26 protein-coding genes are annotated in these 25656 nt (G+C 69.9%); 10 read left to right on the plus strand and 16 right to left on the minus strand.

Annotation, left to right across the window (positions count from 1 at the left end; genetic code table 11):
* Positions 1–10: 10 nt before the first annotated feature.
* From pspA to pgsA, 3 genes are all read right to left on the minus strand, one after another.
* Positions 11–838 carry a phage shock protein PspA gene (gene pspA, locus EL338_RS14430; protein ID WP_126334381.1) on the minus strand — a complete coding sequence of 276 codons (828 nt, stop codon included), beginning with the start codon at positions 836–838 and terminating at the stop codon, positions 11–13.
* 119 nt (positions 839–957) lie between these two features.
* Positions 958–1290 carry a transcriptional regulator ClgR gene (gene clgR, locus EL338_RS14435; protein WP_126334382.1) on the minus strand — a complete coding sequence of 111 codons (333 nt, stop codon included), beginning with the start codon at positions 1288–1290 and terminating at the stop codon, positions 958–960.
* Positions 1291–1340: 50 nt separating this feature from the next.
* Complete coding sequence (gene pgsA / locus EL338_RS14440; RefSeq protein ID WP_372942308.1) at positions 1341–1910, minus strand: CDP-diacylglycerol--glycerol-3-phosphate 3-phosphatidyltransferase; 570 nt, start codon at positions 1908–1910, stop codon at positions 1341–1343.
* A 68-nt stretch (positions 1911–1978) separates the two neighbouring features.
* On the opposite strand from pgsA, the gene EL338_RS14445 reads away from it, so the two are divergent.
* Positions 1979–2524: an amino-acid N-acetyltransferase gene (locus tag EL338_RS14445; RefSeq protein WP_435404906.1), complete on the plus strand. Its 546-nt coding sequence runs from the start codon at positions 1979–1981 to the stop codon at positions 2522–2524.
* Between the two features lie 3 nt (positions 2525–2527).
* Here EL338_RS14445 and EL338_RS14450 read toward each other — a convergent pair whose 3' ends face one another.
* On the minus strand, positions 2528–5119 hold the full coding sequence (locus EL338_RS14450) for an FtsK/SpoIIIE family DNA translocase (RefSeq protein ID WP_179967209.1): 2592 nt from the start codon (positions 5117–5119) through the stop codon (positions 2528–2530).
* A 181-nt stretch (positions 5120–5300) separates the two neighbouring features.
* Here EL338_RS14450 and EL338_RS14455 point away from each other — a divergent pair, with 181 nt between their 5' ends.
* From EL338_RS14455 to EL338_RS14480, 6 genes are all read left to right on the plus strand, one after another.
* On the plus strand, positions 5301–5615 hold the full coding sequence (locus EL338_RS14455) for a putative quinol monooxygenase (RefSeq protein ID WP_126334386.1): 315 nt from the start codon (positions 5301–5303) through the stop codon (positions 5613–5615).
* Positions 5615–6436: a mycofactocin-coupled SDR family oxidoreductase gene (locus EL338_RS14460; protein ID WP_126334387.1), complete on the plus strand. Its 822-nt coding sequence runs from the start codon at positions 5615–5617 to the stop codon at positions 6434–6436. The genes EL338_RS14455 and EL338_RS14460 overlap by 1 nt, the downstream gene beginning before the upstream one ends.
* A gap of 47 nt (positions 6437–6483) precedes the next feature.
* Positions 6484–7317: an SAM-dependent methyltransferase gene (locus tag EL338_RS14465; RefSeq protein ID WP_126336866.1), complete on the plus strand. Its 834-nt coding sequence runs from the start codon at positions 6484–6486 to the stop codon at positions 7315–7317.
* 68 nt (positions 7318–7385) lie between these two features.
* Positions 7386–7775, plus strand: a complete 390-nt coding sequence (locus EL338_RS14470) for a hypothetical protein (protein ID WP_126334388.1) — start codon at positions 7386–7388, stop codon at positions 7773–7775.
* A 37-nt stretch (positions 7776–7812) separates the two neighbouring features.
* Entirely contained in the window at positions 7813–9285 is a 1473-nt protein-coding gene (locus EL338_RS14475) for a sensor histidine kinase (protein ID WP_126334389.1), read from the plus strand.
* Positions 9270–9935, plus strand: coding sequence for a response regulator transcription factor (locus EL338_RS14480; protein WP_126334390.1), 666 nt, complete (start codon positions 9270–9272; stop codon positions 9933–9935). The genes EL338_RS14475 and EL338_RS14480 overlap by 16 nt, the downstream gene beginning before the upstream one ends.
* Before the next feature lie 10 nt (positions 9936–9945).
* Here EL338_RS14480 and EL338_RS14485 read toward each other — a convergent pair whose 3' ends face one another.
* From EL338_RS14485 to EL338_RS14510, 6 genes are all read right to left on the minus strand, one after another.
* On the minus strand, positions 9946–11622 hold the full coding sequence (locus EL338_RS14485; protein WP_126334391.1) for a ribonuclease J: 1677 nt from the start codon (positions 11620–11622) through the stop codon (positions 9946–9948).
* 7 nt (positions 11623–11629) lie between these two features.
* Positions 11630–12478, minus strand: coding sequence for a 4-hydroxy-tetrahydrodipicolinate synthase (gene dapA, locus EL338_RS14490; RefSeq protein ID WP_235666525.1), 849 nt, complete (start codon positions 12476–12478; stop codon positions 11630–11632).
* An 87-nt stretch (positions 12479–12565) separates the two neighbouring features.
* Entirely contained in the window at positions 12566–13315 is a 750-nt protein-coding gene (gene thyX / locus EL338_RS14495; protein WP_126334393.1) for an FAD-dependent thymidylate synthase, read from the minus strand.
* Between the two features lie 25 nt (positions 13316–13340).
* Positions 13341–14543 (minus strand): winged helix-turn-helix domain-containing protein, encoded by a 1203-nt coding sequence (locus EL338_RS14500; RefSeq protein ID WP_126334394.1) that lies wholly within the window; start codon positions 14541–14543, stop codon positions 13341–13343.
* Positions 14543–15022: a dihydrofolate reductase gene (locus tag EL338_RS14505; protein ID WP_126334395.1), complete on the minus strand. Its 480-nt coding sequence runs from the start codon at positions 15020–15022 to the stop codon at positions 14543–14545. The genes EL338_RS14500 and EL338_RS14505 overlap by 1 nt, the downstream gene beginning before the upstream one ends.
* Positions 15019–15819, minus strand: a complete 801-nt coding sequence (locus EL338_RS14510; RefSeq protein WP_126334396.1) for a thymidylate synthase — start codon at positions 15817–15819, stop codon at positions 15019–15021. Before EL338_RS14510 ends, EL338_RS14505 begins: the two co-directional genes overlap by 4 nt.
* Before the next feature lie 40 nt (positions 15820–15859).
* Between EL338_RS14510 and EL338_RS14515 the strand changes: the two genes are divergently transcribed.
* Positions 15860–16597, plus strand: coding sequence for a dienelactone hydrolase family protein (locus tag EL338_RS14515; protein ID WP_126334397.1), 738 nt, complete (start codon positions 15860–15862; stop codon positions 16595–16597).
* Between the two features lies 1 nt (position 16598).
* Here the strand turns inward: EL338_RS14515 and EL338_RS14520 are convergent, their stop codons facing one another.
* The 3 genes from EL338_RS14520 to EL338_RS14530 form a co-directional block, all read right to left on the minus strand.
* Positions 16599–20858: an adenylate/guanylate cyclase domain-containing protein gene (locus EL338_RS14520; RefSeq protein WP_126334398.1), complete on the minus strand. Its 4260-nt coding sequence runs from the start codon at positions 20856–20858 to the stop codon at positions 16599–16601.
* Between the two features lie 71 nt (positions 20859–20929).
* Positions 20930–22090, minus strand: coding sequence for a CynX/NimT family MFS transporter (locus EL338_RS14525; RefSeq protein ID WP_126336867.1), 1161 nt, complete (start codon positions 22088–22090; stop codon positions 20930–20932).
* A 137-nt stretch (positions 22091–22227) separates the two neighbouring features.
* A complete protein-coding gene (locus EL338_RS14530) occupies positions 22228–22680 on the minus strand; it encodes a hypothetical protein (protein WP_126334399.1) in 453 nt (150 codons plus the stop codon).
* Positions 22681–22797: 117 nt separating this feature from the next.
* On the opposite strand from EL338_RS14530, the gene EL338_RS14535 reads away from it, so the two are divergent.
* On the plus strand, positions 22798–22968 hold the full coding sequence (locus EL338_RS14535) for a CsbD family protein (protein WP_126334400.1): 171 nt from the start codon (positions 22798–22800) through the stop codon (positions 22966–22968).
* A gap of 63 nt (positions 22969–23031) precedes the next feature.
* Here EL338_RS14535 and EL338_RS14540 read toward each other — a convergent pair whose 3' ends face one another.
* The gene (locus EL338_RS14540) at positions 23032–23433 is read right to left on the minus strand and encodes a flavodoxin family protein (protein ID WP_163792365.1); all 402 of its coding nucleotides are present in this window, start codon (positions 23431–23433) and stop codon (positions 23032–23034) included.
* Positions 23434–23707: 274 nt separating this feature from the next.
* Here EL338_RS14540 and EL338_RS14545 point away from each other — a divergent pair, with 274 nt between their 5' ends.
* Positions 23708–24454 (plus strand): SDR family oxidoreductase, encoded by a 747-nt coding sequence (locus EL338_RS14545; RefSeq protein ID WP_126334402.1) that lies wholly within the window; start codon positions 23708–23710, stop codon positions 24452–24454.
* 5 nt (positions 24455–24459) lie between these two features.
* On the opposite strand, the gene EL338_RS14550 is transcribed toward EL338_RS14545, so the two are convergent.
* A complete protein-coding gene (locus tag EL338_RS14550) occupies positions 24460–24912 on the minus strand; it encodes a hypothetical protein (protein ID WP_126334403.1) in 453 nt (150 codons plus the stop codon).
* Positions 24912–25649, minus strand: a complete 738-nt coding sequence (gene dapB / locus EL338_RS14555; RefSeq protein ID WP_126334404.1) for a 4-hydroxy-tetrahydrodipicolinate reductase — start codon at positions 25647–25649, stop codon at positions 24912–24914. The genes EL338_RS14550 and dapB overlap by 1 nt, the downstream gene beginning before the upstream one ends.
* Between the last annotated feature and the right edge of the window lie 7 nt (positions 25650–25656).

The following is a 25656-nucleotide window of genomic DNA, read 5'->3' on the forward strand; positions in this document are numbered from 1 at the left end:
CCGGCCCGGGCTACTGGCCCAGCGGCTTCTCGGGGGCGGCCTCGCTGGCCGGAGTCGCGGGGGCGGGCTGCGCGGTTCCGGAGGCCCTCCCCGAGGTCGTCCCCGAGGTCAAGGAGTCACCGCGCATCGACGCGCGAATCTGCTCGAGCCGGGAATGGCCGGCCATCTCGACGCTGGCCTGCTGCACCTCCATCATGCGGCCCTGCACCGAGTTCTGCGCCAGCTCGGCCTCGCCCATGGCGTTGGCGTAACGGCGTTCGATCTTGTCGCGGACCTCGTCGAGGCTCGGGGTGCTGCCGGGCGCGGCGATCTCGGTCATCGACCGCAACGACGCGCTGACCTGCTCCTGCATCTTGGCCTGCTCGAGCTGGCTGAGCAGCTTGGTGCGCTCGCCGATCTTCTGCTGCAGCACCATGGCGTTCTGCTCGACGGCCTTCTTGGCCTGGCCGGCGGCCTGCAGGGCCTGGTCGTGCAAAGTCTTGAGGTCTTCGACGCTCTGCTCGGCGGTCACCAGCTGAGCGGCGAAAGCCTCGGCGGCGTTGTTGTACTCGGTGGCCTTGGCGGCGTCGCCGGCGGCGGTCGCCTGGTCCGACAGCGTGATCGCCTGGCGGACGTTGGCCTGCAGCTTCTCGATGTCGGCCAGCTGGCGGTTGAGCCGCATCTCGAGCTGGCGCTGGTTGCCGATCACCTGGGCGGCCTGCTGCGACAGCGCCTGGTGCTGGCGCTGCGCTTCCTCGATGGCCTGCTGAATCTGAACCTTGGGGTCGGCGTGCTCGTCAATCTTCGAGTTGAACAGCGCCATCAGGTAGCGCCATGCCTTTACGAACGGATTGGCCATGAGTTCCTGCCGCCTAACGTTGTCGATGCTCTGTGGTCTGACTCAGCCTGCGCAGACCAATTTATCGGTTCGGGAAGGTTCGACACACTCCCCTACTTCAAATGGCGCGTCGCGGCAGATCAGGCGACCGCCATCGCGACCGGATTGACCGGTCCGATGACGACCTTGGTGCCGGCGTCGACGCGCGGCGAACCCTTCGAGACCAACTCGGCGTACTCATGGTGGGCCATCTGTTCACCGGCGTCGGAGAGCACCCGCGACAACGGGATGTCCAGGGCGGAGCAGATGGCGCCGAGCAACTCGCTGGAGGCCTCCTTGCGGCCACGCTCGACCTCCGAGAGGTAGCCGAGGCTGACGCGGGCCGAGTCCGAGACCTCACGCAGGGTGCGGCCCTGGGACGCTCGGGCGCGACGCAGTACGTCGCCAATGACCTCGCGCAGCAACAACGTCATCGGTTCTCCTTCACTACGCGGACTTCGTCGGGCTCTGAGGGGAACAACGTCTATTGCGTCGGATTTGGTTCCCGCGGCGCCCGACGAATATCGCGGACCGCCGAGACCAGGTAGTCGAGCCCGGTGAACACCGTGAGCACGATGGCCAGCCCCATCACCACCCACGCGGTGGTGTGCCAGACCGGCGGCCAGGCGTGCAGCGGGAGCACGAACAGGCCGATGCCGACCGCCTGCACCATGGTCTTGAGCTTGCCGCCGCGGCTGGCGGGGATCACCCCGCGGCGCAGCACCGCGAAGCGCAGGACCGTGATGCCGATCTCGCGGACCAGGATCACCACGGTCACCCACCACGGCAGATCCCCCAGCATCGACAGGGCGATCAGCGCCGAGCCGATCAACAGCTTGTCGGCGATCGGATCGGCGAGCATGCCGAACTCGGTCACCATGCCGTACTTGCGGGCCAGCTGGCCGTCGAGCCGGTCGGTGATGACCGCCACGGCGAAGATCGTGAACGCCGCGATCCGGTTGGCGAACTCGTGGCCGTCGCCGGCGAAGAGCACCAGCAGGAACACGGGAACCAGCACCAGTCGCAGTGCGGTCAGCAGGTTGGCGATGTTCATCACCGGAGGGCGCCGGGCCGCCGGTTCAGTTTCAGGGTGCCCCGACACGGCCATAGAATATCGGTGGCATGCCCGGCCCCGACAACCGATACTGTCCACCCGTGAGCCACCCGCAATCCACCGCCCCGACAGTGCGTCGCGCCCGCACCTCCGATGTGCCGGCGATCAAGCGTCTCGTGGATACCTACGCGGGCAAGATCCTGTTGGAGAAGAACCTGGTCACGCTGTACGAGGCGGTCCAGGAATTCTGGGTGGCCGAGCTCGACGGCGAGGTCGTCGGCTGCGGCGCCCTGCACGTGATGTGGTCGGATCTGGGCGAGGTGCGCACCGTGGCCGTCGACCCCAAGGTCAAGGGCAGCGGTGTCGGGCACGCGATCGTGGCCAAGTTGCTCGAGGTGGCGCGCGAGCTCCAACTGGAACGGTTGTTCGTGCTCACCTTCGAGACCCGGTTCTTCAGCGGCCACGGCTTCCACGAGATCGACGGCACCCCGGTGACCGCCGAGGTGTACGAGGAGATGTGCCGCTCCTACGACATCGGCGTCGCCGAGTTCCTGGACCTGAGCTACGTCAAGCCCAACATCCTGGGCAACACCCGGATGCTGCTCATCCTGTAGCCGTCAGAAGTCCGGTTCGTCGTCCCCGGCGTCGGCCTCGGCGGTCTCATCCTGTCCGCCGCCGCGGATCAGCGCCAGCGTCCCCGCCAGTTCGTCGGGCTTGACCAGGACCTCGCGGGCCTTGGATCCCTCGGACGGACCGACGATGTCACGGGTCTCCATCAGGTCCATCAGGCGACCCGCCTTGGCGAAGCCCACCCGCAGCTTGCGCTGCAGCATCGAGGTCGACCCGAACTGCGAGGACACCACGAGTTCGACGGCCTGCAGGAAGACATCGAGGTCGTCGCCGATATCGGGGTCGACGTCCTTGCGTTCGCCGGCCTTGACCGCGGTCACGCCCTCGGTGTAGTCCGGCTCGGCCTGGTCCTTGCACGCCTCGACGACGGCGTGGATCTCCTCGTCGGTGATGAACGCGCCCTGCAGGCGGATGGGCTTGTTGGCGCCCATCGGCAGGAACAGGCCGTCGCCCATGCCGATCAGCTTCTCGGCGCCCTGCTGGTCGAGGATGACACGGCTGTCGGTCAGCGACGACGTCGCGAACGCCAGGCGCGAGGGCACGTTGGTCTTGATCAGACCGGTCACCACGTCCACCGACGGGCGCTGGGTGGCCAGCACCAGGTGGATACCCGCGGCGCGGGCCTTCTGGGTGATCCGGACGATGGCGTCCTCGACGTCGCGCGGGGCGGTCATCATCAGGTCGGCGAGCTCGTCGACGATGGCCAGGATGTATGGGTAGGGCTTGTATTCGCGGTTGCTGCCCAGCGGCGCGGTGATCTCACCGGAGCGCACCTTCTCGTTGAACACGTCGATGTGGCGCACCCGGGAGGCCTGCATGTCCTGGTAGCGCTGCTCCATCTCCTCGACCAGCCAGGCCAGCGCGGCGGCGGCCTTCTTCGGCTCGGTGATGATCGGGGTGATCAGGTGCGGAATGCCCTCGTACGGCGTGAGTTCCACCATCTTCGGGTCGATCAGGATCATCCTGACCTCCTCCGGGGTGGCCCGCGCCAGCAGCGACACCAGCATCGAGTTGACGAAGCTGGACTTACCGGAGCCGGTCGAACCGGCCACCAACAGGTGCGGCATCTTCGCCAGGTTGGCCGAGATGAAGTCGCCCTCGATGTCCTTGCCCAGTCCGATCACCAATGGGTGGTGGTCTTTTCGGGTTCCCGGGTCGGTCAGAACATCGGCCAGCCGGACCATCTCCCGGTCGGTGTTGGGCACCTCGATGCCGACCGCGGACTTGCCGGGGATGGGAGCGAGCATCCGCACGCTCTCGGTGGCCACCGCGTAGGCGATGTTGCGATGCAGCGCGGTGATCTTCTCGACCTTGACCCCGGGCCCGAGTTCGACCTCGTAGCGGGTGACGGTGGGTCCGCGGGTGCACCCGGTGACGGCGGCGTCGACCTTGAACTGTTGCAGCACCGAGGAGATCGCGTCTTCCATCTGCTCGTTGGCCGCGCTGCGCCGCATCGGCGGATCGCCGGCGACCAGCAGTTCCAGCGACGGCAGCACATAGGGGCCCTCGACGACACGGTCCAGCGCCTGGGTCACCACGGGTGTCGGCGCCGGCTTGGCGGGCTTGCGCTTGCGCGGCTTGGCGGCCACCGCCGGTTCGGGCACCGTCGGCGCATCTTCGAGACCCGCGTCGGCGGCGTCGTCCAGCGGGTAGTTGTCGTACGGGGTGCCCCCGGGCCACGTCGGCGGCTCGTCGCGGTAGGCCGCGGGATCGTCGTAGTAGCCGTCGGAGAAGTCCTCGGCATCGGGTTCGCCCGCGACATCTTCGGCGTCGTCGTAGTAGTCGGCGTCGTCATAGTCGTCGTGGTAGTAGTCGCGCTGCAGTCGCGAGCCGAACATGTGGTGCAGGGTGGCGGGGACCTCGCGGATGGTGGTGCCGGTCAGCAGCAGCACGCCGAAGATCGCGCCGATGAACAGCAACGGCGCGGCGATCCACACGGTCAGCCCGTCGGACAGCGGCCCGCCGATGACGAATCCGATGAAGCCCGCCGCCTCGGCGCGGGCGGCCGGGTCCTCCGGCGAGCCGGACCACAGATGCCACAGCCCCAGGACCGGCAGGGCCACCATGGCCGCGCCCAGGATCAGCCGGGGCCGGGATTCGGGGTCGGGCGAGGTGCGCATCAGCGCGATCGCGATCACCGCGATGAGCACCGGCAGCAGCACCACCGACGCACCGACGACGGCGCGCAGCACGTCGTCGATCCAGGCGCCGACCGGTCGGGCCGCGTCGAACCACGAGCTCGCGGCGACGATCACGGCCACACCCAGCAGGGCCAACGCGATGCCGTCGCGACGGTGGCCGGGTTCGATGTCGCGGGCCCGGCCCACCGACCGCGCGGTGCTGCCCGCGCCGCGGGCGAGCATCAGCCAGGTGGCCCGGGAGGCGCGACCGACGGCGACCCCGGCCGCCGCCACCGGCGACGGCCCGTGCTGCGGGCGTCGCGCCGGGGCCTTCTTACGCGGTGGAGCCGGCCGCTTGGATCGCGCCGCGGTCTTCGAGCCGGACTTGGATCCGGCCCCCGACCGAGGCCCTGACCTGCTCGTTTTACCGGCAGAACGCGCAGCGGTCTTACTAGCCATGGGCCCAAGCCTAGTCGCAACTACCTCATCTGCACCATCCGCCACACTGGTCACGAGTTGGTCTCGGCGAATCGTTATCCCCGCGTAGCCCGGACCGGCGCCCTCGTCGGCGATATGGCGCGGACTATCGTGTGGGACGTCACACCGCCCCCTGCACACTGTCACCGAGCCAGGAGCCCGCATGCCCGTTGTCGTCGTTGCCACCATGACCGCCAAGCCGGAATCCGTCGACGCGGTCCGCAACGCCTGTAAGGAAGCCCTCGAGGCGGTGCACGCCGAACCGGGCTGTGAGCTGTACGCGCTGCACGAGGCCGGCAACACGTTCGTGTTCATCGAGCAGTGGGCCGACGAGGAGGCCCTCAAGACGCACAGCACCGCCCCGGCGGTGAGCAAGATGTTCGGCGCCGTCGGTGAACTGCTCGACGGCGCGCCCGACATCAAGATGCTTGCGCCGGTGGTCGCCGGCGATCCCACCAAGGGACAGCTGCGCGGCTGATGGGCGACAGTCTGCGCGGCAAGACCGCATTCATCACCGGCGCCGCCCGCGGCCAGGGCCGCGCGCACGCCGTCAAGTTGGCCTCCGAGGGTGCCGACATCATCGCCGTCGACCTGTGCGCGCAGATCGAGTCGGTGCCCTACCCGCTGGCCTCCCCCGACGACCTCGAGGCCACCGTCAAGCTCGTCGAGGAGACCGGATCGCGGATCGTCGCACTGCAGGCCGACGTCCGGGACCGCGACTCGCTCAAGACCGCGCTGCGCACCGGCACCGCCGAACTCGGCGACCGGCTCGACATCGTGATCGCCAACGCCGGGATCGCGCCGATGGCCGCCGAGGGCGCCTGGCAGGACGTGATCGACGTCAACCTGACCGGTGTCTACAACACCGTCGACGTCGCCATGAAGCCGATGGTGAAGTTCGGCAACGGCGGCGCGATCGTGTTGACGAGTTCGGTGGCCGGCCTGGTCGGCCTGGGCTCCCCGGTCGCGGGCTCGGTCGGCTATGCCGCCGCCAAGCACGGCATCGTCGGGCTCATGCGGGTCTACGCGAATGTCCTCGCGCAGTTCAGCATTCGGGTCAACTCGGTGCATCCGGCCGGCGTCGACACCCCGATGATCGACAACGACTTCACCCGGTCGTGGCTGGCGGGCCTGGCCCAGGAGACCCAGGGCGGGCCGGACATGGGCAATGCGCTGCCGGTCCAGACCCTGCAGGTCGAGGACATCGCCAACGCCGCGTACTACCTGGCCTCCGACGCCGGCCGCTACGTCACCGGCGTAGCCCTGCCCGTCGACGCCGGGTACGTGAACAAGCGCTGAGAGTCCCACCGGTGCCCGCCCACGCTGCGCAGACGGCCTTCGGTCCGATGACCCTCGCCGCGATCGAACACCACGAGCCGCCCGGGCGCCGACTGGTCGACGACGACCTGGCCGCCGCGTTCCTGCCCGCCTCCCTGCGCGCCCTGGTGCGGGCCGGCCGCCTGGCCCCGCTGCGCCGCGCGATGATCCGCAGTTCGGACCGGCGGGCGCCGGGACTGTGGGCCAGCATCGTGTGCCGCAAACGGTTCATCGACGAGCGGTTCTCCGACCCGCTCAACGAGTTCGACGCCGCGGTGATCCTCGGCGCCGGCCTGGACACGCGCGCCTATCGGGTCGCCCGGCACAGCGATCTGCCGGTCTTCGAGGTCGATCAGCCGGTCAACATCGAACGCAAGGCCGCCACGGTCCGACGCGCCCTCGGCGAGGTACCGCCGTCGGTGCGCCTGGTGGCGGCCGACCTGGAACGCGATGACCTCCTGGCCGCACTGCGCGACCAGGGGTACGACCCGCACCGGCGGACCTTCTTCATCTGCGAGGGCGTGACGCAGTATCTACGGCCGGAAGCGGTGGCGGCGCTGTTCGAGCAGTTGCGCGGCGCCGCCGCGGGCAGTCGGCTGCTGTTCAGCTATGTCCGCCAGGACTTCATCGACGGCACCAATCTCTACGGGGCGCAGTCGCTGCACAAGAAGTTCCTGGGTGCCCGGCCGCTGTGGCACTGCGGGCTCGAGCCCGAGCGGCTGCACGAATATCTCGGCGAGCGCGGTTGGCGGCTGATCGAGCAGGCCGGGCCCAGCTATTACCGCGACACCTACATCCGGCCCGCCGGCCGCGAGCAGAGCGCGTCGTCCATCGAGTGGATGGCCCACGCCGACCTGCCGTGATCGGTAGATGAGAACCCTCTCATCTGGGTTTCACCTTGGGTCCACCCCGCCGCAGCACAGTGGTGAGCATGCGGAAGATCCTCGGAACTGTGGTGGCGGCGGCCGCCGTGGCCGGCGTCGGGTTCGCGGTGGTCTCGCTGCAGCCCACGGCCGCCGAAGAGCCGCTGCGGCCCATCCACGTACAGACCCCGCAGCGTCCCGGTCCGGACGTCCCCGGCGCACCCCCGGCCGCGCCTACCGCGCCGCCGGCCCAACAACGCGTCTCACCGCCGGCCCCGGTGGGTCCCCCGGACGTGCCGCAGCCGCCCCCGGCCATTCAGACCATCAACCCGCCCGCTCCCCCGCCGGTCACCGGCGGCGCACCGCGCTACCAGGGCGGTGACGACTGGGATGACGACTGGGACGATGACGACGACTGGGACGACGACGATTGGGATGATGACGACTGGGACGACTGAGCAACGTCAGTTCCCGGTTCCGGGCAGGATGGCGGGCATGACCGAGCGCACCCGCACCACGAGGTGGCGCCGGATGCTCCCCACCACCGCCCGCACGCGGATCATCGGCTGGGTGCTGCTGCTGGTGATGGCGGCCCTGGGCATCGTCACGCTGGCGACCTGGCTGCTGCTGAAGTCGAGCATCAACGCCCGGATGGACGAGGCGCTGCGCGTCGAGGTCGAGGAGTTCGGCGAACTGAGCGCCCCCGGGGTCAACCCGCGCACCGGGGCCCCGTTCGCCGGCATCGACGAGGTCATCCACGAGGCGATCGCCTACAACATCGCCCGCCCCAACGAGAAGTTCCTCGGCTACGTCGACGGGGTCTATCGCACCCAGAGCCGTCAGGAACCCGGCGCCACCGAGGTGCTGGCCAAGGATCAGGCCTTCCGGCAGCGCGTCGCCTCGGTCACCGAGCCCACCGAGGGCCGCTACGAGCACCCCGAGGCCGGCGAGGTCCGCTACCTGGCGATCCCGGTCTCCCTCGACGGCGACGACTCGCGCGGCGTGATCGTCGCCGCCTACCTCGGTGACGCCGAACGCGAGGCGGCCGACAACGCCGCCCGGATGATGCTGCTGGTCGGATCGGTGACGGTGGTCTTGGCCGCCGGCGCGGCGTGGCTGCTGGCCGGACGCATCCTGCATCCGCTGAACGACGTGGTCGACACCGCGCGCACCATCACCGACACCGATATGTCGCAACGCATTCCGATGCGCCGCGGCGGCGAGCGCGACGAGATCAACGAACTCGTGGCCACCCTCAACGGCATGCTGGACCGGATCGAGGCCGGGGTCGCCGCCCAGCGCCGGTTCATCGACGATGCCGGGCACGAACTTCGCACCCCGATCACCATCGTCCGCGGCCACCTGGAGGTCCTCGACCCGGCCGACCCGGAGGACATCACCGCGACCGTCGCGCTCGTCGACGACGAGTTGACCCGGATGAACCGCATGGTGACCGACCTGCTGGTGCTCGCGCACTCCGAGCAGCCGACCTTCCTGCAACCGGAGTACACCGACGTCGCGGTGCTCACCGAGGATGCGTTCGTCAAGCTCTCCCGGCTGGCCGAGCGCAACTTCGTGCTGGAGACCACCGCCAACGTCACCGCGGTGCTGGACCCGCAGCGCATCACCCAGGCCCTGGTCGCGTTGGCCGACAACGCAAGCCGGTTCACCGAACCCGGCGGGCGCATCGGCATTGGTTCGCAACTCTCCGGCGGCTGGCTGCGGTTCTGGGTGTCGGACTCCGGGCCCGGCGTCAGCCCGGAGGATCAGGCCCGCATCTTCGACCGGTTCGCGCGCGGCAGCGGCGGCCGGCAGGTCGGCGAGGGCGCCGGCCTGGGTCTGTCGATCGTGCGGGCCATCGCCGTCGCGCACGGCGGCGACGTGCTGCTCGACAGCGTCCAGGGTCGGGGCGCGACGTTCACCATCACCATTCCCGCCGTCCTGGAGGACCGATGGCCCGCATCCTGATCGCCGAAGACGAACCCCGCATCTCGTCGTTCATCCGGAAGGGGCTGACCGCCAACGGTTTCACCGTCACCGAGGTCACCGACGGGGTGTCGGCCTACGACTACGCGCGCACCGGCGACTTCGATCTGATGGTGCTCGACATCGGCCTGCCGCGGATGGACGGATTCGAGGTGCTGCGCAGGCTGCGCGCGGAGAACAACCAGCTGCCGGTGGTAATGCTCACCGCGCGCACCAGCGTCGCCGATACCGTGGCAGGCCTCGAGGGCGGCGCCGACGACTACATGCCCAAGCCGTTCCGGTTCGAGGAATTGTTGGCCCGGATCCGGCTGCGGCTGACCACCGAACGGGGCGGCGAACTCACAGTGCTGTCCTACGGCGGGCTGAGCCTGGACCTGCGGACCCGCCGCGCCGAGGTCGACGGCCGCACGGTCGACCTGTCGGCGCGCGAATTCGCCCTTGCCGAGACCTTTTTGCGTCATCCGGGCCAGGTGCTTTCCCGCGAACAGCTGCTCAGCCAGGTGTGGGGTTATGACTACGACCCGGGTTCCAACGTCGTCGACGTCTACGTCCGGTATCTGCGCCGCAAGCTGGGCGCCGAGCGGTTCGTGACGCTGCGCGGGATGGGCTATCGGCTCGAGGCGCTGCCCTGAGACCGCCGGCTCAGATCTCCAGCACGGTCGGCACGATCATGGGCTGGCGCCGGTAGGTCTCGCCCACCCACTTGCCGACCGCGCGCCGCACCGCCTGGGCTATCCGCACCGGGTCGGTGACGCTGTCGGCCACCAGGTTCTCCAACTCGGCGGCCACCTTCAACGCGGCGGGCTCCAAGGCCTTGGGATCCTCGGAGAAACCGCGGGCGTGCAGATGCGGTGGGGCCGCGGGCTTTCCGGTCCCGCGGTGGACCACCACCGTGACCGCCACGAAGCCCGACGACAGGATCAGCCGCTCCCCCAGCGTTGCGTCGCCGACATCGCCGGTGATGAGCCCGTCGACGAACATCTTGCCCACCGGTACCGCCCCGGCGATGGACGCGACGCCGTGGACCAGGTCGACGCTGACGCCGTTCTCGGCCACCACGATGTTCTCTTCGGGCACCCCGGTGCTGGCGGCCAGCTTGGCGTTGGCCCGCAGGTGCCGCCAGGTGCCGTGCACCGGCATGACGTTGCGGGGCCGCACGCCGTTGTACAGGAACAACAGCTCGCCGGCGTAGGCGTGTCCGGAAACGTGCACGCGCACTTGACTGTTGGTGACGACGCGGGCACCGATCTTGGCCAGCGCGTCGATCACCCCGTAGACGGCTTCCTCGTTGCCGGGGATCAGCGAGCTGGACAGCACGATCAGATCGCCGTCGGTGAGCGTGATGCTGCGGTGCTCGCCGCGCGACATCCGGGACAGCGCCGCCATCGGCTCACCCTGGGTGCCGGTGGTCACCAGCACCACCCGCTGCGGCGGCATCATCTCGGCGGCGCCGATGTCGATGATGTCGTCGTCGGCGACGGTCAGGAAGCCGAGTTCGCGGGCGATGCCCATGTTGCGGACCATCGAGCGCCCGACGAAGGAGACCTTGCGCCCCAATGCCACTGCCGCGTCGACGATCTGCTGCACCCGGTCGACGTTGGAGGCGAAGCAGGCGACGATCACCCGGCCCTCGGCGCCGCGGATCAGCCGGTGCAGGTTGGGCCCGATCTCGCTCTCGGACGGGCCGACGCCGGGGTGCTCGGCGTTGGTGGAGTCACACAGGAACAGGTCGACGCCGGCGTCGCCGAGCCGCGACATGCCGGGCAGGTCGGTGGGTCGGCCGTCGAGTGGCAACTGATCGAGTTTGACGTCGCCGGTGTGCAGCACGGTGCCGGCCCCGGTGTGCACGGCGATCGCCAGCGCGTCCGGGATCGAGTGGTTGACCGCGAAGTACTGGCATTCGAACACGCCGTGCGTGCTGCGCTGCCCCTCGGCGACCTCCACGAAGTTCGGCTTGATGCGGTGCTCGCGGCACTTGGCGGCCACCAGCGCCAGGGTGAACTTCGACCCCACGACCGGAATGTCGGAGCGCAGCTTGAGCAGGAACGGGATGGCCCCGATGTGGTCCTCGTGCGCGTGGGTCAGGACCAGCGCCTCGATGTCGTCGAGGCGGTCCTCGATGTGTCGCAGGTCGGGCAGGATCAGGTCGACGCCCGGCTCGTCGTGGCCCGGGAACAGCACGCCGCAGTCGATGATCAACAACCGGCCCAGGTGTTCGAACACGGTCATGTTGCGGCCGATTTCGCCGATGCCGCCGAGCGCCGTCACCCGCAGCCCGCCGGGCGCCAACGGCGACGGCGGTGCCAGATCGGTATTCATGGGAGTCCTATCGAAGCAGCGCCGCCGCACGCATTTCAGCGGCCAGCGCTTGGATCTGCTCGTCGGTGGCCGGGACTTGCGGCAGCCGCGGGTCGCCGGCGTCGAAGCCCAGCAACCGCAGCCCGGCCTTGGAAAGGGTCACACCGCCGAGGCGGTATTGCGCGGCGTTCAGCGGCCCGAGCGCCACACTGATCTTGCGCGCGGTGCCGATGTCACCGGAGTTGAACGCCGACAACATCTCTCGAAGCTGGGCGGCGGCCAGGTGTCCCCACACGCTGATGAAGCCGACGGCGCCGACCGCCAGCCACGGAAGGTTCAGGGCGTCGTCGCCGGAGTAGTAGGCCAGTCCGGTCTCCGCCATGATCTGGGCGCTGCCGTGCAGGTCGCCCTTGGCGTCCTTGACCCCGACGATGTTCGGGTGCTCGGCCAACTGCCGCAGCGTGTCCCACTCGATGGGCACCACCGAGCGCGGCGGAATGTCGTACAGCACGTTCGGCAGATCCGTGGCGTCGGCCACGGTGCGGAAGTGCGCCAGCAAACCCGACTGCGGGGGCCGCGAGTAGTAGGGCGTGACCACCAGGAGCCCGTGGGCACCGGCCTCGGCGCTGCGCCGGGCCAAGTTCACACTGTGGGCTGTGTCATAGCTGCCGGCCCCGGCGATGATCCGGGCCCGGTCGCCGACCTCGTCCAGCACCGCCGAGAGCAGCTCGATCTTCTCATCGTCGCTGGTGGTGGGCGATTCCCCGGTGGTGCCGGAGATGACCAGACCATCGCAACCGGCGTCCACCAAGTGGGTGGCGAGCTTCTTCGCGGTGGCCGTGTCCAGCGAGCCGTCCGGGCCGAACGGCGTCACCATGGCAGTCAGCACGGTGCCCAAACGTGCGCTGACGTCGAATCCGCTGGTGCTCACCGCGTAAGGGTACCGCGCGTAATCAACTCGGTTTCACGCCTCGGTCGCCAACGGGCTCGTGGCCACCTCCGTGCCGTCGGCGAGGGTGTAGATATCGAAATCGGCGAACACCTGCGGCGCCGCAGCAACCAGTTGGCGCAGGCATTCGATGGCCAGCCGACGGATCTCGACGTCGGCCTGCTCGCTGGCCCGCACGGCGATGAAATGCCGCCAGGCCCGGTAGTTGCCGGTCACCACGATGCGGGTCTCGGTGGCGTTCGGTAGCACCGATCGCGCGGCCTGGCGGGCCTGCTTGCGGCGCACGGTGCCGGCCTCGCCGGCCAGCTTCTCGTCGAGCTTGGCCATCAGCTCGGTGTAGGCCGCGCGGCTGGCATCGGTGGCGGCCAGGAACAACCGCTCGAGTTCCGGATCGCCGTCGATGCCGGGCGGCACCACGACCTCGGCGTCGTGCTCGGGAACGTACCGCTGCGACAACTGCGAGTAGGAGAAGTGCCGATGCCGGATCAGCTCGTGGGTACAGGACCGCGAGATTCCGGTGATGTAGAAACTCACCGAGGCGTGTTCGAGCACCGAGAAGTGCCCGACGTCGATGATGTGCTTGAGGTAGGTGGCGTTGGTCGCGGTGCGCGGATTCGGCTTGTCCCAGCTCTGGTAGCAGGCCCGCCCGGCGAACTCGAGCAGCGCGGGGCCACCGTCGGCGTCGGTGCTCCACGGCACGTCCGGCGGCGCGGTGAACTCCGTCTTGGCAATCAGCTGCACGCGCAGCGGGGCAGTCTCGGCCACGCGCTGAGCCTAACGTGAGGGCCGGTCAGGTCGCGGTTGCCAACGCCGCGGCCAGATCGCCGCGCGCGCCGACAGTGACCCCGCCGAGCCCCAACCAGCCGGCCATCGTGTGCAGTTCGGCCGCCAACGCCGGCGCGACGCGGGCGCGGTCGGCGCCGTCCTCGCCGAACGCGCCGAGCACCTGCAGCGTGTCACCGGCCCGGTCGGCCTTGAGGTCTACCCGGCCCACCAGCTGCCCGTCGAGCAGGAACGGCCACACGTAGTAGCCGTAGCGCCGCTTGGCCGCGGGTGTGTAGATCTCGATGCGGTAGTGGAAGTCGAACAGCCGCTCGACCCGCGGCCGGAAGAACACCAGCGGATCGAACGGGCACAGCAGCGCCGTGCCGCGATCGACGCGGGGAATCTTCTGTCCCGCACGCAGATACGCCGGTGTGCCGTCGATCTGCACGGCCTCGAGCTGGCCGCCGGCCACCAGATCGGCCAGCGCGGGCTTGACCTGCGCGGCGCCCAGCCGGAAGTAGTCGCGGATGTCGGCCTCGGCGCCCACGCCCAGGGCCGTCGCCGCTCGCAGCGTCAGTTCGCGCACGGCCTCGGCGTCGTCGACCTCGCGGGCCAGCACCTCGGCGGGCAGCACCCGTTCGGTCAGGTCGTAGTGCCGGGCGAAACCCACCCGGGTGGCCGTGGTCAACACCCCCGACGACCACAGCGCCTCGGCCACCCACTTGGTGTCGCTGCGCCCCCACCAGGGACCTTTACCCCCGCGCGGTTCGGCCTCCAGGTACGTCTCGATCTGCCCCGCCGTCGACGGCCCGAGTTCGGCGATCGCGGCGACGATGTCGTCGGCCAACCGTGGGTTCTTGCGGACGGTCTCGGTGCCCCACCGGCCGTGGGTGTATCCGCGCATCCGCCAGCGCAGCAGTGGCCAGTCCTCGACGGCCATCAGCGCGGCCTCGTGCGCCCAGTACTCGACCAGCAGGCGAGGCGAGCGCGCGCTGTGACTCCAGGCCGCCCGGTCCAGCAGATCGCGGTCGTAGGGACCCAACCGGCTGAACACCGGCGCGTAGTGGGCGCGCACCGCCACCGACACAGAGTCCAACTGCAGCACCTGGATCCGCGAGATCAGTCGGCGCAGATGCGCCCGGGTCACCGACGCAGCGGGCTTGGACTCGTGAAAGCCCTGTGCGGACAGCGCGATCCGGCGCGCCTGGTCCACCCGCAGCGTCGGCATCAGCGCCGGTAGGTCAGGAACCGGTAACGCAGGCCCGACGAACTGGTCTGCCAGTCCCCGACCGTTCCGGTCCAGCTCTCGTCGAGCACCGGCGCCAGCGCGTCGTCGTCCTCGCGGCGCAGGTCGATGTCGATCTCGGTGACCTCGCACCGTCGCGCCAGCGGCAGCGCCAATGCGTAGATCTGCACGCCGCCAATCACCCAGGCGTCGTCCAGGGGCACCTGCTCGAAGTCGGTGACCACCTGCGCGCCGGGGGCGCGATAGTCGGCCTGCCGGGTGACGACGACGTTCTTGCGCCCCGGCAGTGGGCGCGCTCGGGCGGGCAGCGACTCCCAGGTCAGCCGGCCCATCACCACCGAGTGGTCCAGCGTGAGTTCCTTGAACCGCGCCTGGTCCTCGGGCAGCCGCCACGGGATGGCGTTGTCGCGGCCGATGACACCGGAACTGGACTGCGCCCAGATCAGCGCGGGTCCGCTCACACCGCCACCGGCGCCTTGATCGCGGGGTGCGGATCATAGTTCTTGATCACAACATCCTCGTAGGTGTAGTCGAACAGTGAATCACGTTGCGCCAGAACCAGTTCGGGATAGGGCCGCGGATCACGGGACAATTGCTCGGTGACCTGCTCGACGTGGTTGTCGTAGATGTGGCAATCGCCACCGGTCCAGATGAACTCCCCCACCTCGAGGTCGGCCTGGGCGGCCATCATGTGCGTCAGCAGCGCGTAGCTGGCGATGTTGAACGGCACCCCGAGGAACAGGTCGGCGCTGCGCTGGTACAGCTGGCAGCTGAGCCGGCCGTCGGCGACGTAGAACTGGAAGAAGGCGTGGCACGGCGGCAGCGCCATCTGCGGGATCTCCCCGACGTTCCACGCCGAGACGATGTTGCGGCGCGAGTCCGGGTCGGCTTTCAGCAGCGCCAGCGCGGCGCTGATCTGATCGATGTGCTCCCCGGACGGGGTGGGCCAGGAGCGCCACTGCACGCCGTAGACCGGCCCCAGATCTCCTGCCGGAGAGGCCCATTCATCCCAGATGGTGACGCCGTGCTCCTGCAGCCAGCGCACATTGGAATCGCCGCGCAGGAACCACAGCAGCTCGTAGACCACGGACTTCAGATGGACCTTCTTGGTGGTGATCAGCGGAAAGCCGGCCCGCAGGTCGTAGCGCAACTGGTGGCCGAACACACTGCGGGTGCCCGTACCGGTGCGGTCGGATTTCGGGGTTCCCGTCTCGAGCACCAGGCGCAGCAGATCTTCGTAGGGCGTGGCGATCGACATTCGGCCAGCCTACCGTCGCGGGCACGGTAGAACAGAAGGCATGCCGATCATCACCGACACCGTCACCACCCCCGACGGCAGCTGTTCCGTCACCTTCGCCACGCCCGACGGGGACGGCCCCTGGCCGGGCGTGGTGATGTATCCCGACGCGGGCGGCCCGCGCCAGACGTTCGACGAGATGGCCCAGCGCCTGGCCTCGGCCGGCTACGCCGTGGTGGTGCCCGACGTCTACTACCGCAATCCCGGCTGGGCCCCGTTCGACATGGCGACGGTGTTCGGCGATCCCAAGGAACGCGGCCGGTTGTTCTCCATGATCGGTAAGGTCACCCCGGACATGATGGCCGCCGACGCCGCGGCGCTGTTCGATTATCTGGCCGCGCGCCCAGAGGTCCGGGGTGAGGCGTTCGGCACCACCGGCTACTGCATGGGCGGGCGCACGTCGCTGGTGGTCGCGGGCCGGGTACCGGACCGGGTGGGCGCCGCGCTGTCCTTCCACGGCGGCGGGCTGGCGTCCGAGGATGCCGGCAGCCCGCACGTGCTGGCCGACCGCATGCGCGCCCCCATCTACGTCGGTGGGGCCGAGAAGGACGCGTCGTTCACCGCGGCTCAGGCCGAGACGCTGGACCGCGCGCTGACCGCCGCGGACGTGCCGCACACCATCGAGTTCTACGCGGCGGGTCACGGCTTCGCGGTGCCCGACAACGCCCCGTACGACGAGCAGGCCGCGGCCCGGCACTGGACGGCGACCACGGAGTTCCTGGGCCGGCACCTGAGCTGAATCATCCCGAGCCGAGGACGCGCTGCTCGAAAAGCTCTGCGCCGCGGACGGTTCCGCCGGTGGCCGCAAAGCCGGCCGCGACCCGTTGGGCGCCGTCGGTCATGGTCATCGCCTCGCGCACCTTGGCGCGCAGCCGCGCCGGTGCGAGTTTCTTGGCCGGCAGCCGGGTGCCGCACCGGGCAACCTCGACGCGGCGGGCCACCTCGAACTGATCGCGGCCGTAGGGCACCACGCACACCGGCACCGCGCGGTCGAGCGCCTTCTGCGTGACGCCCATCCCGCCGTGGGTCACCGCGCACACCGCACGATCGAGCAGCGCGCCGTGCGGGACCTGCCGGCACAGCGTCGCGTTCGCCCCGGCCGCCAACCCGTCGGGCAGTCCGGCCGGCAGCGTGGCCACCGTGTGCACGGGCTCGTCGGCCAGCGCGGCGATCGCCGTGCGCACCAGCGTGTCGTCGGCCTGCTTCTCCGACGACGTGGTGACCAGGACGATCGGCCGGTCGATCGCGCTCAGCCAGTCCGGCGCGGCGCTCGGCCCGGGGTCCAGCACGCAGGGTCCGATCATCGCCACCGTCTCGCCCCAGTCGGTCTGCGGGTATTGGAACGGCGTACCGCTGGCGACCAGCAGCAGCGGCGCCCGACGCAGGAATTCGTCCATGGTCGCGACGGGACCGACGGCCAGTCGGGCGCGCAGCGTGTTGATCGGCGGCAGCATCACGCCCTCGACGGATCGGATGACGACAGCGCGTGCCGCGGCGTCGCGCAACCGACCCGCCACCCCCGGCAGCGGGCGCAGGCCGAGCCCGAACGGCGGAACCCCGGACGCGCGCAGCGGCGGGGTGTACGGCGCGAAGCACGCCCACGGCAGTCCCCCGACCTCGGCGACCGACAGCGCGCCCCAGCAGTTCACGTCCACCAGCACGGCGTCGGGGTGGGCTTCGGCGACCGCGTCGGCCAGATCGGCCGCCTCATAGGGGGCGCGCCGGGCGAACACGGCCACCCCGAGCTCCAGGGCGCGGCGTTGGTTGGTGCCCTTCCAGTCGTCGAGTTCGATCTCCTCGATGCGGGGATCGATGGCGTCGGCGTAGAAGCCGAGGCCGCGCGCGATGGGCACGCAGCTCGACAGCGTGCGCAGCACGACGGTGTGGCCGCGGCGCGCCAACTCGCACAGCTCCAGATACCGCCGGGCCCGCTCGTCGTACGCCCGGCGGTCGCCGTCGGCCTGGGCCAGCAGCGCGCAGCACCGGTACCACCACAGGTCCAACACTGCGAGGCCCGGCCGATGCACCTGCCAGGCGCCCAGGACGCGGCGGGCCTCGGCCACTTCGTCGTCCGCCCCGTGCTCGAGCAGCAACTCGACGAGCGGCTCGGCCGGGTAGCCCACGAATAGCCACGTCCCGTTGGCCAGGTGCAGAGCCACCTGAGTGCGCAACTCGTGCAGGGCGTGGTCGCGGCGCCCGGTCCGGGCGGCCTCGCGCGCCAGGCCCGCGATGAGCACCGGCAGCCCGAAGGTACCCATCTTGTGCTCTTCGATCCGCTGCCGCGCCCGGGTCAGCACCTCGACGACCTCCGCCGTGCGACCGCCCGCCGCGTACAGCAGCACGGTGCCGTACGTCCATTCGGCGATGTTGATGCCGCACAGGTCACCGAACGCCTCGGCGCGGTGGAGCACGTCCCGCATGACGGGGACCAACTCGTCGCCCCGGTACATGCCGAACGCCGTGAGAAAGCCCAGGTACATCAACACACTCGCGTGGCGCACCGGGTGCAGTTCGGACGCCGACGCGATGTCCCGCAGGCGCCGGCCGCCCCGTTCGGCACGGCCGAGACAGATCTCGATGGTTCCGCGCAGCCCGTCGGCCGATACCCGCTCCGGCTCGACCGGCTCGCCCGGCAGGTCGACGACAGCCTTCGCGGCCCGCAGGGCGGCCTGGAAATCGCAGTTTGCGAAGCGCGCGAAGGCCACCGCGTTGAGGACGATCGCCGTCGTCGTCGCGTCGCAGTCCACGCCGTCGAGCATCTCCTCGACCTCCGACGCCAGCTCCGCGGCCTCCGGGACGCGAATGTCGTTGACGTTCAACGACCAGATGCGACCGGCGGTGGCCAGCGCCAGTGAGCGCCGATCGCCGATGCGCGGGGCCAGCTCCCGCAGTTCGCGGTAGCGCTGCTCGGCGTGGATGTCGTCACCGCCCACGTACAGCAGCGTCGAGGTCAGCATGGTGCGCGGCGCGATCTGCCGCGCGACCGCCTCGGGGTGGTCATCGGCCAGCAGGTCGGCGATGCGCTGCGCGCTCTCCCACTGCGCGCGGGCGGCGAGAAGATCGCGGGACCGCAGCCATTCCGCGGCGCGCATGTGCCAGTGGTAGGCATCCACCAGCGCGCCCGCGGCCTCGAGGTGGGTGGCGATCAGCGTGGCGTTCTCGTCGGCGCCCGGATCGCGGGCCTCGATGGCCGCCGCGAGCCGGCGGTGCGCCTGGGCGCGGTTGGCGCTCAGCTGCGATTCGTAGGCCACGGTGCGCACCAGCGGGTGCCGGAAGCAATACCGCTGGCGCGGAACGAATTCGATCTGGTCGATGAGCTCCGCGGACACCAACTCGGCCAACCGCGCCGTCACCCCGTCCGGTCGCAGCGCCTGCAGCGTGGCGATGTCGAAGCGGGTTCCGATCACCGCCGCGGCGTTCAGGACGGACTTCGCCTCCGCGTCCAGCCGGTCGATACGGGCGGCCAGCACGGCCTGGACGGTGGCGGGCACCTCGATGCGCTCGACGGCGCCGGTGAGCCGATAACCGCCGCGACTGCCCGAGAGCACACCGCGACCGGCCAAATCCCGGACGATCTCCTCGACAAAGAACGGATTACCCGCTGCGGCAACGGCTATCCGGTCGGCCAGACCCGCCGTCGACGGGTCGGGCCCCAGCAGCTGGTGGGCCAGTCGCATCGACGACGACGCGGTCAGCGGTCGCAGCGTGATCGTGTGCTCGGCGCGGCGGCGCAGCGCCCCGTCGAACTCCGGGCGGCACGTTTCGACCAGCATCGACGACGCCGCCAGTGTCGACCCGAACTCGGCCAGGACGTCGTCGCTGGGCGCGTCGATCCAGTGCGCATCCTCGAGGACGAACACCGTTCGCGCGGGGCGCATCCGGGTCGCCTGCGCCATCAACTCGACCAGACGACGCCGCCGGCCGTCGACGCTGACCTCCTGAGCGGGGGCGGCGATCCCCATCGCGTCGAACAGGATGTGCATGTCGTCGGGCGACGGCGCGTTCTCGCCGAAGCAGCCGGCGATGCGCTCGGCGGCCTGATCGTCGGTGAGTCCGTCCACCCCGAACAACGCGCGCAGCATCCGCGACAGCACCCGGAACGGGACCGCCGCGGTGTGCGACTCGCACCGAGCGACGACGATCTGGGCGCCGCGGTCCGCGGCGAACGCGACGAACTCGTCGACCAGCCGGCTCTTGCCCAACCCGGGTGCGCCGATGATCCCGACCAGCCCGCCGCCGGCCTCGAAAACCGCGCGCAGCCGGTCGAACTCGGCGTCCCGGCCGAGCATCGCCCCGTCGTCGCGGCGCGACACCACCTGACCGGATTCCACCGCGAGCAGTTGCCGCGCCGGCACCGGGGCGTCCGCGCCCTTGACCGCGACGGCCTCGACCGGGCCGAGCCGGGTGGCATGCTCGATGAGGCGCGCGGTGGACAACGAACACAGCACCTCACCCGGGCGGGCGCCCGCCTCCATCCGCTGCGCGATCCCGACGGGATGGCCGATGGCCGTGTACCCACCTGGGCCCCAACCGATTTCACCGGTGATCACGTCGCCGGAGTTCAGCCCGACGCGGATCTGCAGCGCGACTCCGTCACATCGGGCCACCTCGGCGGCGAAGTCGTTGGCCGCCGCCTGGATGGCCAACGCCGCGATGCAGCCGCGCAGGGCGTGATCCTCGAGCGCCACCGGCGCGCCGAACAGGGCCATCAGGCCGTCGCCGGTGAACTTGTCGACCGTGCCCTGGTAGCGCTGCACCACCGCGGCCGCACGGTTGAACAACTCGTTCATGATGGCCTGCAGGCGCTCGGCATCCAGGGTTGCCGCCAGCCTCATCGACCCCACCACGTCGACGAACAGCACCGTCACCTGCTTGTGCTCGCCGACCGGCGGGCGCGGGGACACCGGCGCACCGCAGGCGTCGCAGAACCGCGCCTGCGCGCGCAGGTCGTTACCGCACGCCCCGCACCGACCGGTGGCCTCGCTGACCGGACTGACCATGAGCGCCCCCCAGCGCCGTCAATCCCCCCATGATCGCGCAATGTCGCGGCCGTCGGGTCCCTAACCGGAAATCACACGTACCGGTTGCGCCCGGCCACCGCGCCCGCGACCATCTGCACCGCGTACACCGCCAGGGCCATCGTCCACGGGGCGGTCCAACCACCGGTCAGGTCGTGCAGCAGGCCGAACAGCAGCGGCCCGATGCCGGCCAGCAGATATCCGAACCCCTGCACCATGCCGGACAGCTGGGCGGTGTCCTCGGGGGTGCGCGCTCGCAACGCGATGACGGCCAGCGCCAGGGAGAACACGCTCATCCCCAGGCCCACCAGGATGCTCCACAGCAGCGGCGCGGCACCGGGGTCGACCGCCAACCCGATCATGCCGACGAAGCCGATCGCGCCCAACGTCACGATCCACCCGCTCTGGTGGCGTTGCCGGGCCGCCAGCGGCGCGATGACCAGGCTGATCGGCACGGCCAGCAGCGACACCAGCCCCACCAGCAGCCCGGCGTTGGTCTGGCTGACACCGTGGTCGATGAACACCTCGGGCAGCCACCCCATCACGATGTAGGCCAGCAGCGACTGACAGCCGAAAAACAGGGTGATGGTCCAGGCCAGGCGGTTGCGCAGCAGCGAACGTGGCCGCACCCCCGGGTCGACCGAGGCGGGTGCGGCCCGAGCGAGCTGGCGCGCGCCCAACAGCCACAGCAGCAGGGCGAGGGCGGCGACCAACGCCCAGCTGCCCAGGGCCGCCCGCCAGCCGCCGAGGACGTCGTCGAGCAGGGGTGTCACCCCGGAACCCAGCGCGCCGCCGCCCTGCAGGGCGGCGGTGTAGATCCCGGTCATCAGCCCGATCCGCGCGGGGAACGAACCCTTGATCACGACCGGGATCAGCACGTTGGCCAGCGCGATGCCGGCGGTGGCCACCAGCGTCCCGCCGATGACGACGTAGGGCCCGTCGAGCACCCGCACGAGCAGTCCGATGGTCAGCACGCCCAGCGCCACCGAGATCGCGTGCCCCAACCCGATGCGGCGGGACAGCCACGGCGCGGTGAGGCCGGCCGCGGCGAAACACAGTCCGGGCAGGGTGGTCAGCACCCCGGCCCAGGTCGCCGAGACGCCCAGGGAACCGCGCATCTCCCCCAGCAGCGGGCCGACGCTGGTGATCGCCGGACGCAGGTTCAGCGCGGTCAGGATGACCGCGACGATCAGCAGCGCCCCGCCGGCCACCATGACCGGCGGACGGATCTCCACCGCGCCGTCGAGTTCGCGCTCGAGATCGTGCTCGTACTCGGCCCGGAAGCCGGCGCGCCTCTCGTCTTTCACCACGCCATGGTGCCCCACCGCGGCGGTACCGGCGGGATGGCCCCTCAGCGTCGACGGGAGTGCATGAAAGTCGCGACGCTGCGGAAGATTCCGCGGGCGGCGTAGATCGCCGCGACGATCGAGAGTCCGATGAGGACGACGAACATCAGCATCCAGTTCGTCCGGCTGTGGCTGACGTTCCACCACACGATGGTGAACAGGACCGCGCAGATGAAGACCACGATGTCGCGCCAGTTGCCGCTGTAGCCGGCCGCCAGCGCGCGGATCTCACGGTTCTTCTCGACCCCGGCGACGATGTCGTCGATGCGCATGTCGATGGAGCGTTGCAGCGCCGCGCGCCGCTCTACTTGTTCGGGCGGTAGCCGGTCGAGCAGATCCATATCCGCTTGGATCGCCGCGCGCACGTCGGGGCCCTTGAAGTTGCCTGCCACCAGTCCGAGCAGCGCGCCGCCGGCGATCGGCGCAGCGCCTAACGCGAGTTCAGCCATTCCGGGCACGCCGCTGAGGCTACCGCGCAGCCTCGCCGGCACCGAATGTTTCGCCGACGACGCCGGGCGGGCATACACACCTCGAGCCCGGCCGCCGGTCGGGCAGCGAGCAGAGGAGTTGATCGCATGAGCGCCATGGACAAGGCGAAGAACAAGCTCGAGGATCTCGGCGGCAAGGCCAAGGAGGCCTCCGGCCGGGCCAGCGGCGACGAGAGCCAGGAGAACGAGGGCAAGCTCGACCAGGTCAAGTCCAACCTCAAGGACGCCGGCGAGAAGGTCAAGGACGCCTTCAAGTAATGCGGTTCCCGCCGAGTCGGCCTGTCACCTGGCGCGACGGGCCGACTCGCCGTTTTCGCCGGACTATCCCATCAGTTGCGCGGCGACGGTGCCGCCCAGATTCCAGCACGCCTCGAGGTCGTCCTTGGACGGCTTGCCCGACACCACCACTGTCTCGGTCACCCGCGCCCAACCCAGACCCGCGGTGATGCCGTCGACCGCGCGTTCGGCGCCCTCGGTGCCCTCGTTGCCGTGGATGTACAGGCCGAACGGACGTCCCCGGGTCGCATCGAGCAGCGGGTAGTAGGACTGGTCGAACGCGTGCTTGAGGGCACCGGAGATGTAGCCGAGGTTCGCGGGAGTGCCCAGTAGATAGCCGTCGGCCTCGAGCCAGTCGGTGGTCGACACCGACAACGCCGGTCGACGGACCACGTCCACACCCGCGAGGGCAGGATCCGACGCGCCGGACAGCACGGCCTCGAACATCTCCTGGCAGTGCGGCGATGGGGTGTGGTGAACGATCAGCAACCGCGGCAACGATCCGCCCCTTTCTCGACCTTCTTCCGCCACCACCGATACCACCCCGGGCCCACGAAGGTCACGGACATAGCACGGCGGACACCTAACCGTTGCCTTAATTGGCCCTTATTTTTCTTAAATTCGGTGTATGGTCAGTACGCATAACGCTGGTGGCGTCGCCCCACGAGCCACGACACCAGACCTGCCAGCCCGCTGTATGGCAGCCAGGGAAGGAGCCACTATGCAATCAGACAGCAACACCCGGGTCGCGCTGGTCACCGGTGCCTCGCGCGGAATCGGCGCCGAGGTCGCCCAGCACCTCGCCCGACCCGACACCCACGTCATCGTCAACTACCGGAAGAACTCGGCGGGCGCCGACGCCGTCGTCGACGCGATCCGCAGCGCGGGCGGCCAGGCCTCCACGGTCGCCGCCGACATCTCCGAGGAGGCGGCCACGGCCGCGATGATCGACGGCGTGGCCGAGCGGTTCGGCCGCCTGGATGCGTTGGTGCTCAACGCCTCCGGTGGATTGGAGGCCGGCATCGACCCCAATCACGCGATGCGGATCAATCACGACGCCCAGCAGCGACTCGCCCGCCTGACGCTGCCGCTGATGCCGGCCGGGGCCAATCTGGTCTTCGCCACCAGCCATCAGGCGCACTTCTACCCGCACAAGGCGGTGCCGAAGGGATACGCCACCGTCGCGGCCAGCAAGCGCGCCGGTGAGACCGCGCTGTACGCCATGCGTTCGCAGTTCGAGCGCCGGGGCGTCCACTTCACCGTGGTCTCCGGCGACATGATCGACGGCAAGGCCGTGCTCACGCTGCTCGACGGCGGCGACTCGGCCACGACGGTGACGCGCCGCCGGTCGGCCCACCGCGGCGTCGCCGAGTTCGCCACGGCCATCGCCCACGCGGCCACCGCGCCGAGCACCGCCGGGATCGTCTACGTCGGCGGCCCCAATCATCTGGCCCGGATGTCCGCCTGAGCGCCCTACCGGGATTCGTGTAGTTCGACGGCCTTCTTCATCGCCGCGCGGGCACGGGTGCGGTCCCCGGCGTAGTCGTAGGCCCGGGCCACCCGGTACCACCGGACCCAGTTGTCCGGGTCGGCGTCGAGTTCGGCGCGCACCGTGTCGAACATCTCATCGGCGGCCGCACGCTCAATCCGACCGCTGGCCCGCCGCGGCAACGCGCTGACATCGAGTTCCATCCCCTGCTCGGCGGCCAGTCGGGCCAGCCGCTGATGCGCGAACCCGGCGCGCAGCGTGGCGATCATCGCCCACAGCCCGATGAACGGCAGGATCAGCAGCGCGAGGCCCAGGCCCACCGGGGCAACGCGCCCGTCGGCGATCAGCGCCACCGCGATGCGTCCCAGCAGCACGAAATACACCAGCAGGGCCACACACAGGAACCCGATCAGCACCTGGGTGCGCAGGGTGCGCATCAGCCCAGGTTCATCAGGGACTCGATCCCGACGGTGAGCCCGGGATGCTTGCCGATCTCCCGGACCCCCAACAGCACGCCGGGCACGAACGAGGTGCGATCCAGGCTGTCGTGCCGGATGGTCAGCGTCTCCCCCTGGGTGCCGAACAGCACCTCCTGGTGGGCCACCAACCCGGTGAGCCGCACCGAGTGCACCGGGACGCCGTCCACATCGGCGCCGCGCGCGCCGTCGAGTCCGGTGCTGGTGGCATCGGGGTTGGGCGGCAACCCTTTTCGGGCCTCACCGATCAGTTTCGCGGTGCGCGCCGCGGTGCCGGAGGGGGCGTCGGCCTTGTGCGGGTGGTGCAGCTCGATGATCTCCACCGATTCGAAGTACGGCGCGGCCTGCCGGGCGAAGTGCATGGTCAGCACCGCGCCGATGGCGAAGTTCGGGGCGATCAACACGTTGGCACCCGGCTTGGCCTCGACCCACGCGCTGACCTGATCCAGGCGCTCCTGGGTGAAACCCGTGGTGCCGACGACGGCGTGAATCCCGTTGTCGATCAAGAACTTCAGATTGTCCATCACCACGTCGGGGTGGGTGAAGTCGATGACCACCTCGGTGCCGCTGTCGGTCAGCCGGCCCAGGTCGTCACCGGCGTCCACCCCGGCGGTGAAGTCGAGGTCGTCGGCCGCTTCGACCGCAGCGACCATCGTCGCCCCCACTTTACCCTTGGCGCCCAGAACTCCCACTCGCATGCCTGGC

This window comes from Mycolicibacterium chitae (genome assembly GCF_900637205.1).
Lineage (GTDB): Bacteria > Actinomycetota > Actinomycetes > Mycobacteriales > Mycobacteriaceae > Mycobacterium > Mycobacterium chitae.